Below are 14,788 nucleotides of genomic sequence, written 5' to 3'. Positions count from 1 at the left end.
GGCTGAAGCTAGCTCCGCGACGTTCGGCCACGGTGGTGGCCATCCTCCCGGTGCGGGATCGATCTCGACCGTGGCGCGTGGGCCCCGTTCAGCTCCGCCCGCGGTTCGCGAGGTCGTCATCGGAACCGCTCGAGCGCCTCGGCGAGGGTGCGTTCCCCGACGCCTTGCTCGCGGGGGTCGCGGGAGGTCGCGGCGTCGAGGGCTGCCAGGACCACTCCGTGGCCGGCGAGCTCGCGCACGACTCCTAGGTCGAACCCGGTCGCGCGGAGCGCGACGTTGCCGGAGGGGTCGAGCTCGAGCGCGAACGAGCGCTCCGTCGATTCGAGAGCGGCGACGTCGAGATAGCCATCGATGAAGTCCACTCGCGCTCCCACGAGCCCGAGGCCGTTGGCGTCGGCGATGACGAGCTGGTCGAGCAGGCGATGGAGCGCCGAGGGGTGAGCGCTGTAGGTCCGGAGGGTCGCTCGGTCGCGGGTCCGTGTGACGAGGTCGGCGGGGTCGGTCATGGCGCGCAAGGATGCCCGTAGCCGCGAGGCCTGTGTCGGCCCGAGCCAGTCGACGTGCACGCCGGAGAGCATCGCCACCGCGGCCCACGCTGTGTGCTCGGCCCAGACGCGGGTGCGTCCGCCGTAGCCCTCGGCGATGTACGACTCGAGGGAAGCGCGGTCGATCAGGCCGCGCGCCACCCGGACCAGCTCCCCGGAGTCAGCGAGTCGGCGGACGTGCTGCACCGTCACACCCAGGGCGCGCGCCGCGTCCTGGGTGCTGACGAAGGAGGCACCGACAGCCACACAGATAATGTTCCATTTCGCGCCTAATCTGTAAAGTCTGCCGCGGCTCCGGAGAGCCGAAGCGGCCGCCGGACCTGGGCCCCAAAATGGGCCCCAAAATTCGCCCGCAGTCTCGATTCCGTAACGATGCGACCTGCGCCGACTCGGAACGCTTCATGCGCTCTGACCTGCGAAAACGCCGCGCATCCAGTCGCCACCGGTCGTCGCGGATCGGGGCTTGTCAGGCCCGGATTGGGCCTACGGATCAGAAGGTTAGGGGTTCGAATCCCTTCGGGCGCGCACTGTGTTGAGACAGTGAAACGGGCCCCGGCCGGCGGAGACGCTGCCGGGGCCCTGCTCTGTCCGGGGGCCGGGGGGCGAGCCGGCGTCAGGCGATGCGCGCGGCGAGCGACGACGCCGCGAGCACCGACTCGACGATGCGCCGGCAGGTCAGCATCGGCTGCGGGCCCCCCCGGGCCGGCGCCTCCACGACGTCGGGCAGGTGGTCGAGCACGGCGCGGAGGCCGTCGCCGTCGCGCAGGTGGTCGCCGTCCATCGCCGGCCCGGTGAGCGTCGGCAGCCGACGCAGCCGGGCGACCCCGCACGACGCCAGGGCGTCGAGGTCGTCGCCGAGGTCCGCGAGCATCGCGGGAGTGAGGGCGCCGGCGGCCACCTGGCGGGCGAGGCTGTCGACGAGCCCACCGAGGTGGTCGAGCTCGGCGACGAGCCGCAGCTCGCACGCCGTACGAGGCAGGGCGCGCGGCGAGGGCGCACGATGGGCGACGCGGACGCGGGCGCAGCTGTCCGCGCGGCTGCACGCGAGCCGGCGACGGCCGGACCCGCGCACGACGCGGCGGGCCGCGGTGGCGTCCCCCGTCCGGGCGGCGGCGAGCACCTGCTCCAGACCGCGGGCCACGAGCTCTGCGGCGGTGGCGAGCATCGAGCCGGGGCCGCCGGCCGACGAGCCGGCGGGACGGAGAGCTGCGGGGGATGCGGTGTGTGGTTGGGCGGTCACGCGCACCAGCCTCCGCCCGGTGGGGCTCCGGCCCGGCGAGCGGCACGTGATCTTGACGCCCTCCGACGCGTCTTGACGCGGTCCTGTCGTCGGTCGCCGAGGGCATCCATCCGAGGGCTGGTCAGGCCGCGGCGACACCCCTACCGTGGAGGGCATGGCCGGTCCCGGGGGCGCGGCGGCCGCAGGCCCGCGCCGGACGTACGCGCGGCACCGTCTGCACGGTGTCGAGAACGCCGTGACGACGGTCCTCACGCGCGCCGGTCTCATCCCCCACTCGTGGGTGCTGACGACGATCGGTCGACGGACCGGCCGGGAGCGACGCAACCCCGTCACCGTCGTCGACGTCGGCGGCCGGCGATGGCTCGTCGCCCCCTACGGCCCCGTTCCCTGGGTGCTCAACACGCGCGCCGCGGGAGAGGTCCGGCTGACCAGGAGGGCTGCGACGCAGCGGTTCCGGGTACGCGAGGTGGGGGCGGACGAGGCCGGTCCGGTCCTCAAGGCGTACGCGAGGACGGCGCGCGCGACCCGGCCCTACTTCGGCGCGAGCCTCGATGACCCGCCCGACGTGTTCGCCCGCGAGGCCCACCTCCACCCCGTCTTCGAGCTCCTGCCCGCCACCGCCTGACGACAGCACCAGACCGTCACGATGCCTCAGGGCGGTCGAGGGCGCGGAGGTACCGGTGGGTCATCCACCGCTGGGCGGCGCGGCCCACCGGGCCGGCGAGGCGCGCGAGGGGTGTGGCGGGCCGCGAGACGGCGGTGATGCGAAAGCGGAGGCGGCCGTCGTCGAGCCGCTCCAGCAGGAAGCGCTCCTCGCCGGCTTCGGGGTGGCCGACGAGCGTGCCGTACGTGAACCCCGCGCGCCCGGGCTCGTCGAGCACCTCCACGACGCGGCACGGGATGCGCAGTGCCAGCGGCCCCACGCCCCACCGCATCTCCACCACGGTTCCGGTGCGCAGCGGCAGCCGCGAGGTGCGCACGCGCAGCCCTGCGCGGCCCTGTACCTGCCAGGTGAGCAGGTCGTGCGCGGTCCGCTCGAAGTCGGTGCGGGACAGGACGACCGACTCGTCGAGGACGCCGTACCCGGCCGGAGGGACGTCGAGCGGCCGGCGCGTGGCGTCGTAGGACAGCCGGGCCGCGGTGAGCCGGGCGCGCTCGCGGGGCGGCAGGTGGTCGACGGGCACGAGCCCATCCTGCCCCTCGCCCAGGTCGTCAGCGCGATGCCGGAGGCGGGCTCGGCGTCGTCGCGAGCCGCAGCAACGGCCGGTGGAACCAGGCGGCGAGGTCTTCGTCGTGCTACGTGGCCGGGGATGAGAGCCGGCTCCGGCGCCCCGGGACGAGGGCCACCACTCCGACGAGCAAGGCGGACGCCGCGAGGAACAGACCAGCCAGCGAGAGGACTGCCGAGCCCGTGCTGTGCACGGCGGCCCCCGAACCGAGAAGGACGTCGCGGTCGGTGACCGGCACTCCGGCCGGCCAGTCCGGGGTCTCTGCCCGAAGACTCTCGCATCCCGACAGCCCGGCGCTCGGCTGTCCCGGTGAGCACTCCGCCTGGTACGTGGCAGCGGCGAACCATCGCGTCGCTTCGTCGTACGCCGAGTTGGCGCCGACGAAGGAGATCACGGCCAGAAGGAAGAAGGCTCCTGCTCCCGCCAACAGCAACACCTTGGCGAACGTCCTCATCGACGGGCCCCCTGTCGGTTCGTGGCCCCGCCACACCTCAGCCGGGCCGAGAAACATGGTCCGGTCATCATGGCAGCGTTCGACGCGGCGCTGCCGAGGTTGGTCCGTCGCTCCCTCTGGCCCGGGGCGCGGCGAGGGTGTAGGCAAGGGGTGGGCGCGGCCCGCGCGTTCGCCCCCGACGAGGAGGACCCGCATGGCCACACTCGACAGCGCCCGGCTGCTCGCCGCGCTCGAGCCCACGGTGGAGGAGAACCTCAACCGCCACCTCGCCGCCGCGCAGGAGTGGATGCCCCACGAGTACGTGCCGTGGTCGCTCGGCCGGGACTTCAAGGAGCTCGGCGGGGAGCCGTGGTCGGTCGAGCAGTCACAGCTCTCGCCGATCGCCCGCACGGCCCTCGAGGTCAACCTCCTGACCGAGGACAACCTGCCGAGCTACCACCGCGAGATCGAGCGCGCCTTCGGCCGCGACAGCGCCTGGGGCGCGTGGGTCAACCGCTGGACGGCCGAGGAGGGCCGGCACGCGTTCTGCATCCGCGACTACCTGCTCGTGACCCGGGGCGTGGACCCCGACGAGCTCGAGCGCGCCCGCATGGACACGATGGAGACCGGCTACGACTCGGGCGACAAGCCGCTGCTCAACGTCTGCGCCTACGTGTCCTTCCAGGAGCTCGCGACCCGTGTCTCGCATCGCAACACGGGCCGGTTCACCGAGGAGCCCGTCGCCGAGAAGCTGCTCATCCGGGTGGCCAAGGACGAGAACCTCCACATGATCTTCTACCGCAACATCATCCAGGCGGCGCTCGAGCTGACCCCCAGCCAGACGATGCGCGCGATCACCGACGAGGTCGTGTCCTTCCAGATGCCGGGCTCGGTCATCCCCGGCTTCGGCCGCAAGGCGGTGCAGATGGCGATGGCCGGCATCTACGACCTGCGCATCCACCACGACGACATCGTCGCGCCGCTGCTGCGGCAGTGGGGCGTCTGGGAGCTCGAGGGCCTCGACGCCGACGGCGAGAAGGCCCGCGAGGAGCTCGCCGCCGCCGTGTCGTCGCTCGATGCCGAGGCGACCCGGTTCGTCGAGAAGCGCGAGGAGCGGGCCGCGAAGCTCGCCGCCCGCCAGAACGCCTGACGGCGCAGCGCACCGCACGCACGACCGGGGGCCCCGTCCGCGATGGACGGAGCCCCCGGGGCGTGCGGCGGTGGGTCAGCCCGCGGTCTGCAGCGCCTTGACCTCGTCACGGGCGGCGACGACGTCGGCGTGCTGACGCGAGACGACCTCGCGGAAGCCCGCGCTCAGGTCCTGCTCCAGCGCCTTCTCGTACTCCTGGACCGCGTGGTCCTCGCCGGTGACGGCCGCGCCGAGCACGCTGTCGGGGCTGTCGCCGGTCACGGCGTCCTTGAGGGCGATCCAGCCACGGTGGATGGCGGCCGCGGCCGACCCGCTCTCGTCGACGTCGTCGCCGTACTCGTGACCCATCGCGACGATCTCGCGGTGGAAGCCCGCACGCTGCTCCGACAGGCGCTGCAGCGTCGTCGCCCACTCCGGGTGGTCGCTGTCGCGCAGCTTCTCGGCGGCGTCCGCGAACCCGCGCTCGCCGTCCTTGAGGGTCTCGACGAGCTCCTTGGCCGCCTTGGCGTCGTCCGACATGTCGTGCTCCTTCGTGTTCGAGGTGGCTGGACACCTGCGCTACCCCGGCGGCCCGCCCGCGAACCGTGCTGTCGAGGACCTTGTGCGACGGCCCCTCAGCCGGGCGGCAGGCCCGCCAGGCGGCGGACCGCGGCGAGGCCGGCCGCGCTCCCGGGCCAGTGCCGCTCGATCGCCTCGGGTCCGGCCCGGCGGGTGACCGAGCGCAGCGCGAGGGCGACGACGACCGCGTCGTCCGCGTACCCGATGACCGGGACGACGTCCGGGACGAGGTCGACCGGCAGGGCGAGGTAGCCGAGCAGGAGCCACAGCCGCACCCGCAGGCCCCTGGGGAGCGACCGGTCACGGGCCAGCCGCGTGAGCAGCCGGACGACGTCGGGCAGCAGGCGCAGCGCCTCCTTGAGGCCGGTGTCGTCGGGCCGGGCGCGCCAGAGCACGACGAGCAGCGCCGCCCAGAGCAGGACGAGCCCGCTGGCGACGGCGAGCAGCACGCGCACCCATCCGTCCACGGGGCCATCCTGCCGGGAGGGCGACCGTGCATCCTTCGACACATTCGTCGGTTGATGCCCGGGCCGGGTGCGCCCGGCCAAGGGATGGGCGTGCAACATTCGACACATTCGTCGGTTGATGCACGGTGCGGATGCCTCGCTGGGACTGGGCGGGACGGCTGGCACGGCGGTCCGTTCGGCCGCCGCTCGATGGTCGGTGCTGACAAGCAGTCGTTCCACCTGCGAGGATGACGAGCGTGGAGCCGTTCGACGGAGCGCCGCGCACGCCGCGCCTCCCCCGCCAGGTCGGTCAGACCCTGACCGAGCTGGCGCACGTCACGAACGAGCTCGTGCGCGCCACGACGGTCGAGGCCGTGACGACGGTCGTCACCGAGCACATGGCGGATGCCGTCGGCGCGACGATCGCCGCCCTCGGCCTGCGGCAGGGCGAGAACGACGCCCGCCTCATCGGGGTGCGGGGCCTGCCCGCCGACGAGGCGACCGCGTGGCGCACCTTTCCCCTCGACGCCGGCAACTCGATGGCCCACGCCATCCGCACCGGCGAGCGCGTCGTCGTCGTCGGTGCCGACGAGATCAGCCGGCGGTTCCCCGAGGTCACCGGCCGCGGCGAGCGGACCATCGTCACGGTGCCGCTGCAGGGCAGCGAGCGCACTATCGGCGCGATCCACCTGTCGGTTCCGGAGGCGGTCGCCCCGCACCCCGCGGCGCTGGAGTTCGTCGACGTCCTCGCCGACACCTGCGCGCAGGCGCTCGAGCGCATCGAGGCCGCCGCCGTCGCCGAGAGGCAGACCAGCCGCCTCGCCTTCCTCGCGGAGGCCTCCATCCAGCTGGCGAGCAGCCTCGACGTGCGAGCCACGACCGCGAAGATGGCCCGGATGACCGTGCCGCGCTACGCGGACTGGTGCGCCGTCGACGTCGTGCGACGCGGCTCGCTGCGGCGCCTCGCGTCGGCGCACACCGACCCTGCGGCCGCCGACCTCGTCGCCGCGATGCGGGAGCGGTGGCCCGAGGGCGCAGCCGACGGCTCGTGGCTCGACCGCGTGGTCGAGACCGGCCGACCCATGCTCGTCTCCGAGGTCACCGACGAGCTCCTCGACCGCACCGCGCGTGACGCCGGCCACCGCGCGGCGCTCGCCGCCCTCGACCTGCGCAGCGTCCTCATCGTCCCGCTCTTCGTCCGGGGCCGGGTCGCCGGCCTGCTCACGTGGGGCTCGAGCACACCGGGCCGGCACTACGACGAGGACGACGTCCGCTTCGCCGAGCACCTCGCCCGGCGCGCGGCCAGCGCACTCGACAACGCCGACCTCTACGGGCAGACGCGGGCCGTCGCCGAGCAGCTGCAGCGGGCGGTCCTGCCCGAGCGGCTCACCGGCGACGACGACTTCGAGGTCGCCTGGCGCTACGAGCCGTCCGGCCGCACCGAGGTCGGTGGCGACTTCTACGACGCCTTCCCCCTCGGCGACGGCCGGCACGTCGCGTTCGTCGGCGACGTCATGGGCCGCGGGGTGGCGGCCTCGGCCGCCATGGCCCAGATGCGGGCCGCGACGCGCGCCTTCGCCTCGGTCGACCCCACGCCGGAGTCGGTCCTCGACGCGCTCGACCGGATGGTCACCCGTTTCGACGCCGACCAGCTCGTGACCCTCGTGTACGTGCTCGCCGACGCGCGGGCCGGCACCCTGCACGTCGCGAGCGCCGGGCACCTGCCCCCGCTGTTGGCGCACCCCGACGGCAGCGTCGAGCGGCTGCCCGACGCCGACGGCCCGCCGCTCGGGCTCGCCGACGGCCGGCACGGCCTCGAGCTGCCGTTCGGCCCGGGTGACTCGTTGCTCCTCGTCACCGACGGGCTCGTCGAGCGCCGCGACGAGGACATCGAGACGGGTCTGACCCGGCTGCAGAACGCCATGCGCGCCCTGCGCGGGGCGACCCTCGACGACGCGCTCTCGCGGCTGGTGCGCACCGTCGGCGACGAGTCGGCCGACGACGACGTCGCCGCCCTCGTGCTGCGCCGCACCGTCGTCTCCACCGTCGGTGGCGGCGTGGCGGCCTCCCGGATGAGCGCCTGACCCGTCGGACCCACCTCCCGCGCCAGTCCGCGTGGTCGCCGCAGGTGTGGATCGCGCCCCGCGGGGTACACCTCCTCGTCGACGGTGACGAGGCCCTGCGGGGCGGTGAGGACGGTGGGGCGTGGACGCCCGGGTGCACACGACGTGGCGGGCGCAGGAGTGGCGACGCCCCGACCTCGAGCCGGGCGGGCGCGACGTCGCCGCCGGACTCACCGTCGCCCGCGACGAGCGCCGGGTGGCCGAGGGGCTGGCGACCGACCCGTGGCGCTACCTGTCGACCCTCGCGACGCTGGGGTCCTTCGACCTGACGCTCGCGCGCGCCGCCGAGCCCCACCTCGACGCCGTCGCGATCCTCGCGCAGGCCGGCGACCCGGACCTCTCGACGCTCGGCGTCGACGCGGCCAGCGGCTTCGGGGTCTACGCGGCCCGCGCTCCCGGGGCCGTGCTGACCGCTCGCACGGCGGGCGACGGGTCGGTGCGCCTCGACGGCACGAAGGCCTGGTGCTCGCTCTCGTCCGTGGTCAGCCACGCGCTCGTGACGGTGGACGCGGGGGAGCGGCCCGGCCTCTACGCCGTCCCGCTGCGGCATCCCGGGGTCGTGCACGACGACGGTGGATGGGTGCCGCGTGGCCTCTCCGCCGTCCGCACCGGCTCGATGACGCTCATCGACGTCCCGGCCGTCCCGGTCGGCGAGGGCTCGTGGTACCTCGAGCGGCCCGGGTTCGCCTGGGGTGGGATCGGGGTGGCGGCGGTGTGGTTCGGCGCGGCCGCCTCGGTCGCGGGACGCCTCGTTGATGCGGCGATCCGTCGCCCGCCGGACCAGGTCGCCCTCCTGCACCTGGGCACGGCCGACCGGCTGCTGCACGGCGCCCTGCTGACCCTGCGCGACGCGGCGCGGGCGATCGCGGACGGCGCGGCCGACGGGCCTGCCGGAGCGCTGCTCGCGGCGCGGGTGCGCGCGGTCGTCGCGGATGCCGCCGAGGAGGTGCTGCGCCTCGTCGGGCACGCGCTCGGGCCGGCGCCGCTCACGGCCGACGACGAGCACGCAGGACGGGTCGCCGACCTCACCGTCTACCTGCGCCAGCACCACGCCGAGCGCGACCTCGCCGCGCTCGGTGCGATGGTCCTCGAGGTCGGAGGGGTCCGATGACGGACCCGGTCCCGTTCCGGCACACCGACGCCGGGACCGGTGAGAGTCGCTGGCTCGGCGACCCTCGCTGGGCGCTCGCCCCTGTCCTGGACGTGCCCGCCCTCGCGACGGCCCACGACGAGCTGCTGGTCTTCGCGGCGCACCCGGACGACGAGACGCTCGGAGCGGGAGGCCTGGTGGCGATGGCCGCCCGCGCCGGGATGCCCGTCCGCGTGGTCGTCGTGACGGACGGCGAGGGCTCGCACCCCGACGCCTCCGTGTGGGACCCCGAGCGGCTCGCCCCGGTGCGCCGGGGCGAGGCCGCCGCCGCCGTGACCGCCCTCGCACCCGGCGCGGAGCTGCGGCACCTCGGGCTCGGCGACGGGTCGCTGGCCGACCGGCGCGACGAGCTCGACACCGCGCTGGCCGGGCTCGTGCGACCGCGCTCCCTGGTCGTCGCGCCGTGGAGCCGGGACGGTCACCCGGACCACGACGCCCTCGGGGCCGCGGCGGGCGAGGTCGCCCGTCGGTGCGGCGCGACGCTGCTGCAGTACCCGGTGTGGCTGTGGCACTGGGCGACTCCCGACGAGCTGCCGTGGGCCAGGGCCCACGTCGTCGAGCTCGACCGGGCCGCGTACGACCGGCGGGCCGCCGCGCTGCGCGAGTACGGCTCGCAGTCCGCTCCCCTCGGGCCGGCGCCCGGCGACCAGCCGGTGCTCCCGCGGCAGGTGCTGCGCCGGGCCTCCCGCCCGGCCGAGCTCCTCCTCGGCGACGGACGCGCCCTGCCGGAGCTCCCGCGGGTCGCGGGGCCGGACGCCTTCGACGCGATGTACGACGGGAACGAGGACCCCTGGGGCTTCCACGGGTCGTTCTACGAGCGGCGCAAGCGCGACCTGACGGTCGCCGTCCTGCCGCGGGAGCGGTACGGACACGTCCTCGAGATCGGCTGCGCCACCGGGGTTCTGACCCGCCATCTCGCCCAACGAGCCGACCGTGTGACGGCGACGGACGTCAGTGCGCGGGCCCTCGACCTCGCCCGACGCGAGGCCCCGACCCACGTCACCTGGGTGCTGGGGCGGGTGCCGGAGGCGCTGCCGGACGACGGCCCCCCGGAGGACGTCGTGGACCTCGCGGTCCTCTCGGAGGTGGGGTACTTCCTGCGGCCGACCGAGCTCCTCGAGACGCTGCGGCGTGTCCGGTCGGCCCTGTCCTCCTCGGGTGAGGTGCTCCTCGTGCACTGGCGCCACGCCACCGAGGACGTGCCGCTCGACGGCCCGCTCGTCCACGAGATCGCGGCCTCGGTCCTCGAGGACCTCCCGCACCGGCTGCACCTCGAGGACGACGACGTGGTCGTCGACCTGTGGGGCGGCCTGCCCGGGTCGGTCGCCGAGCGCGAGGGGCGCGCGTGACGCCCGTGCGCCACGTCGTGGTGGCGGTCCCGGTGCGCGACGAGGAGCTCGTCCTCGGCCGCTGCCTCGCCGCGGTCGGCCGGGCGGTGCGCGACCTCGCCGGTCACCGCCCCGGGATCGGTGTCGACGTCGTCGTCGCTTTGGACCGCTGCCGCGACGCGTCGGCGTCCGTCGTGGCGGCGCACCCGGCCCTCGCCGTGACGCTCGACGCCGGTGCGGCGGGCGCCGCGAGGCACCTCGCGGTCACGGTGGGGCGGTCGCTGCCCGGAGCCGTGCGCGCGGGGAGCGCCGCGACGTGGCTGGCGTCGACCGACGCGGACTCCGAGGTGCCGGTGCACTGGCTGAGCGAGCACGTCCGGCTCGCCGACGCCGGGCACGACCTCGTGGTCGGCACCGTGGAGCCGCACCCCGACCTCGCGCCCGGCCCCGCCGCCGCGTGGCGCGCCCGCCACGTCCTCGAGGAGGGCCATCCCCACGTCCACGGGGCGAACCTCGGCGTCCGCGCCGACGCCTACGACGAGGCCGGCGGCTTCCCGCCCTGGCCCACCCACGAGGACGTCGAGCTCGTCCGCCGGGTCCGTGCCGCCGGGCGGGCGTCGGTCGCCACCGACCGGCTGCGGGTCGTCACCTCGGCCCGGCTCGTCGGCCGGTCGCCGGGCGGGTTCGCCGCCTACCTCGGCGACCTCCTCGTCGCGCCGAGCACCGAGGTCGGGGTCGAGCCGGCCTGAGCCGCAGCGAGGTCGCGGTCAGCGCCGGCGGCGCCGGACCGCCATCGCGACCCCTGTCGCGGCCGCGGCGAGGAGCCCGGCGGCCGCCGTCAGCTCCCGCGGGGACGAACCGGCGGCCGCACGCAGCACCGCCGACGCAGCCGTCGCGGTGCTGTCGCCCTCGCCGCGTTCGACGAGCGCCAGGCGCACCGGGCTCCCCTCCGTGCGCAGCTCCTCGGTGACCGACTCGTGGAAGCCGCGGACCGCGGCCTCCGCGCCCGACCGGGCCGACTGCCCGGCCCGGCCGCGCCGGGCGGCGGCCGACGTGACGTGGACGATCGTGCCCCGGCCGCGCTCGCGCATCCGCTCGAGCACCGCCATCGTCGTGTGGACGTGCCCGAGGTACAGCTGCTCGGTGATCGTCCGGAACTCGCGCGGCTCGTGGTCGCGGAAGCTGCGGTCGCGCGGGTCGTCGGCGGTGTTGACCCAGACGTCGACCGGCCCCAGCTCGACCTCGATGCGGGCCACGGCGGACTCGACGGCGTCGGGGTCGGTCGTGTCGACGACGACCCCCATCGCGTCGGCCCCCGAGCGGCGCAGCGCGGTGACGAGCTCGTCGACCGCGATGGGGGTGCGGGACAGCAGGGCGATGCGGTCGCCCCGTCCGGCGAAACGCGCGGCCGCCTCGACCGCCGTCTCCGAACACGCTCCGGTGATGGCCACGACCCTGGGCACGACGCTCCTTCCGGGGCGGCCGCCTGCTCGGCGCCCCGGGTCATCATGGCAAGGCGAGGTCGCTCGGGCGACGACTCCACGCAACCCGTCCCCAGCGATGTCTCAGCGCAGGTCGTCGAGGCCGTAGTGGCTGATCTTGCGGTAGAGGGTCGAGCGGCTCATCCCGAGCTCGGTCGCGGCCTGCTTGACGGTGACGCCGGGTGCGGTCAGGGTGCGCGCGATCTCGTCGCGCTCGAGCGACTCCAGCCGCGAGAGGCGGTGGCCGCGGGTGGCCGTCAGCTCCCCGGGCAGGTGCCGCGCGTCGACGGTCTCGGCGCGGGTGGCGGCCCCGTGGACGACCCGCACGAGCTCGTCGACGTTGCCCGGCCACGCGTACGTCGTGAGGACGCGCTCGGCCGCGGGCGTGAAGTGGACCTCGCGCATCCGCGTCTGGTGGCCGACGTAGCGGGCGAGCGGCATGACGTCGTCGGGACGCTCGCGCAGCGGTGCGACCCTGACGACCGAGGCGACGAGTCCGCCGAGGGGTGCCGGCACCGCCTCGAGCGACTCGGTGGTGACGGCCCACGCGAGGTCGGACGGCTCGCCCGAGGGGGAGGAGCGCAGGGCGTCGACGGCCCGCCGGTGCAGCTCGGCGGCGGCCCACGCGGGGAGGGTGTCGACGTTCTCGACGACGACGGCGGTGTCGGGCTTGGTCAGCTCCGGGGTCCACAGCGACAGCCAGGCCTCGACGTCGTCGGGGGCGGGAGCCGCAGCGCTGAGGATGCGGTGGTGCGGGTGGGCCCGGCGCAGGGCCTGGGCGAGCAGGGTGGCGCGCCCGGAGCCCGGCTCGCCCACCGCCGCGACGACCCGGCCCGCGGCCAGCCCGGCGGTCGCCTCCTCGAGGGCGCGGACCCAGGGGCCGGAGACGCTGCGCAGCGTGCCGGCGCCCGGCTCGAGACGCCCGCGCTGCACCCGGAAGACGCCGCCCTTCGGCGGGGTCCGCGGCGCGCGTCCCCGCGAGCGGGCGAGCATCATCGCGCTCGTCGTGCTCGCGGCCGACTGCGCGAGGGCGAGCAGCAGGTCGGCCGACGAACGGGCCCACGTCGTGATGTTGACGCTGCCCTCGAGCCGGCCGCTCACCGGGTCGAGCACCGGGACGGCCGCGCACGTGTACGTGCACAGGCTCGCGCTGTAGTGCTCCTCCGCGCGGACGAGCGAGGGTGTGCGGTCGGCGAGGGCCAGGCCCAGCCCGTTGGTCCCCGCCTCCCGCTCGGAGAAGGCGAACCCCGGCGCGAGGTGCACGGCGTCGAGGGCGCGCAGCAGCGAGGTGTCGCCGGAGAAACGGTTCAGGACCAGCCCGTCCGGGTCGGTGAGCATGAGCGAGAGCGGCTCGTTGGCGAGCGTGCGGTGCAGGTCGGTGAGCACGGCGCCGCCGCACTCGGCGAACAGCGACCCGTCGGCGACGGGTCCCATCCAGACCGGCTCGACGGACTCGAGCGAGACGCCGTACTCCTCGCTGCGGCGCCACGAGGCGAGCAACCGGTGGTCGACGGCCGACCCCGGGGCGCCGAAGGGCGCGGACGCCCGCTCCGGGAGTGGTGCCCCGCCGCTCGGCCCCATCGCCGACTCCTTCCGACCTCCCGACGGTAACCCCGCACCGTCCGGGCGGCCAGCGATCCGTGTCCCAAAGTGGGACACGAGGGGTCTGGGACGCCTCCGGGGGCCGACCTAGCGTCGGTGGGGTCCACGACGACGAGGTCGTGGGGAAACGGAGACATCGGGGATGTACACCAAGGACGGCGAGAGCTACTTCATCGTCGACGCGCACATCGCGCTCTGGGACGCGCGGGCGGAGAACCTGCGCAACGTCCACGGCAAGCAGTTCATCGACTGCTTTTACGACTACCACCGCAACCTGTCGCCGGAGAGCGAGGTGTGGACCTACGACGAGTACCTCTACCAGGGCGGTCAGCGCCTCATGAAGGACCTCTTCGAGGACGGCTACGTCGACCACGCCATCTTCCAGCCGGCAGCCCTGACCGAGTTCTACCGCAACGGTTTCGGTCAGACCGAGGAGGCGTACGAGCTCGCCGCCGCGAACCCCGGCCGGCTGACGTACAACCACAACTGGGACCCGCGCAACGGCGAGCAGGGCCTCGAGCAGCTCCGGGCCGACCACGAGAAGATGAAGTTCACCGGGGTCAAGCTCTACACCGCCGAGTGGCACGGGGAGTCGCGCGGCTGGAAGCTCACCGACCCGTGGGCCTACCGCTACCTCGAGGCCTGCCGGGAGCTCGGCGTCACGAACATCCACATCCACAAGGGCCCCACCATCCGGCCGCTGGACCGCGACGCGTTCGACGTCGCCGACATCGACCACGTGGCGACCGACTTCACCGACCTCAACTTCATCGTCGAGCACGTCGGCCTGCCGCGCCTCGAGGACTTCTGCTGGATCGCGACGCAGGAGCCGAACGTCTACGGCGGGCTCGCCGTCGCGATGCCGTTCATGCACACCCGGCCGCGCTACTTCGCGCAGATCCTCGGCGAGCTCCTCTACTGGATCGGCGAGGACCGCATCTTCTTCTCGAGCGACTACGCGATCTGGACGCCGAGGTGGCTCGTCGAGAAGTTCGTCGACTTCCAGATCCCCGAGGACATGAGCGAGTACGCGCCCGTCACGACGGCGCAGAAGAAGAAGATCCTCGGTCTCAACGCCGCGAAGATGTACGGCATCGAGGTGCCCGCCGAGCTGCGCCTGCCCGAGGCCGACGCGACCGAGACCGGTCCGCGCGACCCCGAGGCCGCCGACCTGGCGACGGTCTGATGACCGCCCTCGCCACCCGGGACGTCACCGACGCCGACGTCCGGGCCGCGCTCGCCGCCGTCCTCGACCCCGAGCTCGACGAGCCGATCACCGACCTGGGGTTCGTCCGCTCCGTCGAGGTCGACGGCGGCGACGTCACGGTGCACCTGCGCCTCCCGACGTCGTTCTGCTCGCCGAACTTCGCCTACCTCATGGCCTCCGACAGCAAGGACGCCCTGACCGGCCTCGCAGGGGTCGGGCGGGTGGTCGTCGAGCTCGACGACCACCACCACTCCCCCCGCATCAACCGCGGGCTCGCCGCGGACGCGGGGTACCGG

The 14,788-nt window shown here is 74.6% G+C and carries 16 protein-coding genes; 8 read left to right on the top strand and 8 right to left on the bottom strand.

All coding sequences use genetic code 11. The annotated features are described in order from the left end of the window. Positions 1–116: 116 nt before the first annotated feature. Both KMZ30_RS11860 and KMZ30_RS11855 read right to left on the bottom strand, forming a co-directional pair. Positions 117–791 (bottom strand): helix-turn-helix domain-containing protein, encoded by a 675-nt coding sequence (locus tag KMZ30_RS11860; protein ID WP_215511984.1) that lies wholly within the window; start codon positions 789–791, stop codon positions 117–119. 367 nt (positions 792–1,158) lie between these two features. Next, positions 1,159–1,785, bottom strand: coding sequence for a hypothetical protein (locus KMZ30_RS11855; protein ID WP_215512090.1), 627 nt, complete (start codon positions 1,783–1,785; stop codon positions 1,159–1,161). Between the two features lie 154 nt (positions 1,786–1,939). Here KMZ30_RS11855 and KMZ30_RS11850 point away from each other — a divergent pair, with 154 nt between their 5' ends. Beyond that, positions 1,940–2,410: a nitroreductase family deazaflavin-dependent oxidoreductase gene (locus KMZ30_RS11850; RefSeq protein WP_215512091.1), complete on the top strand. Its 471-nt coding sequence runs from the start codon at positions 1,940–1,942 to the stop codon at positions 2,408–2,410. A 16-nt stretch (positions 2,411–2,426) separates the two neighbouring features. Here the strand turns inward: KMZ30_RS11850 and KMZ30_RS11845 are convergent, their stop codons facing one another. Together KMZ30_RS11845 and KMZ30_RS11840 are read right to left on the bottom strand one after the other, a co-directional pair. Beyond that, positions 2,427–2,969 carry a DUF1990 domain-containing protein gene (locus KMZ30_RS11845; RefSeq protein ID WP_215512092.1) on the bottom strand — a complete coding sequence of 181 codons (543 nt, stop codon included), beginning with the start codon at positions 2,967–2,969 and terminating at the stop codon, positions 2,427–2,429. Between the two features lie 112 nt (positions 2,970–3,081). Then, a complete protein-coding gene (locus tag KMZ30_RS11840; RefSeq protein ID WP_215512093.1) occupies positions 3,082–3,468 on the bottom strand; it encodes a hypothetical protein in 387 nt (128 codons plus the stop codon). Positions 3,469–3,661: 193 nt separating this feature from the next. Here KMZ30_RS11840 and KMZ30_RS11835 point away from each other — a divergent pair, with 193 nt between their 5' ends. Continuing rightward, positions 3,662–4,597, top strand: coding sequence for an acyl-ACP desaturase (locus KMZ30_RS11835; RefSeq protein WP_030526980.1), 936 nt, complete (start codon positions 3,662–3,664; stop codon positions 4,595–4,597). Between the two features lie 75 nt (positions 4,598–4,672). On the opposite strand, the gene KMZ30_RS11830 is transcribed toward KMZ30_RS11835, so the two are convergent. Together KMZ30_RS11830 and KMZ30_RS11825 are read right to left on the bottom strand one after the other, a co-directional pair. Continuing rightward, the gene (locus tag KMZ30_RS11830) at positions 4,673–5,116 is read right to left on the bottom strand and encodes a ferritin-like domain-containing protein (RefSeq protein ID WP_215512094.1); all 444 of its coding nucleotides are present in this window, start codon (positions 5,114–5,116) and stop codon (positions 4,673–4,675) included. A 95-nt stretch (positions 5,117–5,211) separates the two neighbouring features. Then, positions 5,212–5,622: a DUF1232 domain-containing protein gene (locus KMZ30_RS11825; RefSeq protein ID WP_308279625.1), complete on the bottom strand. Its 411-nt coding sequence runs from the start codon at positions 5,620–5,622 to the stop codon at positions 5,212–5,214. Between the two features lie 236 nt (positions 5,623–5,858). Between KMZ30_RS11825 and KMZ30_RS11820 the strand changes: the two genes are divergently transcribed. The 4 genes from KMZ30_RS11820 to KMZ30_RS11805 all read left to right on the top strand — a co-directional run bounded on the left by KMZ30_RS11820 (position 5,859) and on the right by KMZ30_RS11805 (position 10,951). After that, positions 5,859–7,685, top strand: a complete 1,827-nt coding sequence (locus tag KMZ30_RS11820; RefSeq protein WP_215512096.1) for a GAF domain-containing SpoIIE family protein phosphatase — start codon at positions 5,859–5,861, stop codon at positions 7,683–7,685. A 121-nt stretch (positions 7,686–7,806) separates the two neighbouring features. Then, positions 7,807–8,835, top strand: a complete 1,029-nt coding sequence (locus KMZ30_RS11815; RefSeq protein ID WP_215512097.1) for an acyl-CoA dehydrogenase family protein — start codon at positions 7,807–7,809, stop codon at positions 8,833–8,835. Beyond that, complete coding sequence (locus KMZ30_RS11810; RefSeq protein ID WP_215512098.1) at positions 8,832–10,223, top strand: bifunctional PIG-L family deacetylase/class I SAM-dependent methyltransferase; 1,392 nt, start codon at positions 8,832–8,834, stop codon at positions 10,221–10,223. The genes KMZ30_RS11815 and KMZ30_RS11810 overlap by 4 nt, the downstream gene beginning before the upstream one ends. Continuing rightward, positions 10,220–10,951 (top strand): glycosyltransferase family 2 protein, encoded by a 732-nt coding sequence (locus tag KMZ30_RS11805; protein WP_308279626.1) that lies wholly within the window; start codon positions 10,220–10,222, stop codon positions 10,949–10,951. The genes KMZ30_RS11810 and KMZ30_RS11805 overlap by 4 nt, the downstream gene beginning before the upstream one ends. 18 nt (positions 10,952–10,969) lie before the next feature. Here KMZ30_RS11805 and KMZ30_RS11800 read toward each other — a convergent pair whose 3' ends face one another. Beyond that, positions 10,970–11,665: an SDR family NAD(P)-dependent oxidoreductase gene (locus tag KMZ30_RS11800; protein WP_215512099.1), complete on the bottom strand. Its 696-nt coding sequence runs from the start codon at positions 11,663–11,665 to the stop codon at positions 10,970–10,972. A 102-nt stretch (positions 11,666–11,767) separates the two neighbouring features. Continuing rightward, complete coding sequence (locus KMZ30_RS11795) at positions 11,768–13,264, bottom strand: AAA-type ATPase lid domain-containing protein (protein ID WP_215512100.1); 1,497 nt, start codon at positions 13,262–13,264, stop codon at positions 11,768–11,770. A gap of 163 nt (positions 13,265–13,427) precedes the next feature. Here KMZ30_RS11795 and KMZ30_RS11790 point away from each other — a divergent pair, with 163 nt between their 5' ends. Further along, entirely contained in the window at positions 13,428–14,471 is a 1,044-nt protein-coding gene (locus KMZ30_RS11790) for an amidohydrolase family protein (RefSeq protein ID WP_215520018.1), read from the top strand. Beyond that, positions 14,471–14,788, top strand: a 318-nt coding sequence (locus tag KMZ30_RS11785; protein ID WP_215520017.1) for a metal-sulfur cluster assembly factor, incomplete at its 3' end; no start/stop codon positions are given. The genes KMZ30_RS11790 and KMZ30_RS11785, both read left to right, overlap by 1 nt.

It is taken from the genome of Phycicoccus mangrovi (assembly GCF_018729305.1).
In the GTDB taxonomy this organism is placed as follows: domain Bacteria; phylum Actinomycetota; class Actinomycetes; order Actinomycetales; family Dermatophilaceae; genus Phycicoccus; species Phycicoccus jejuensis.
Note: the sequence above shows the minus strand (reverse complement) of the source record. Positions and strands in the feature narration are given on the sequence as shown.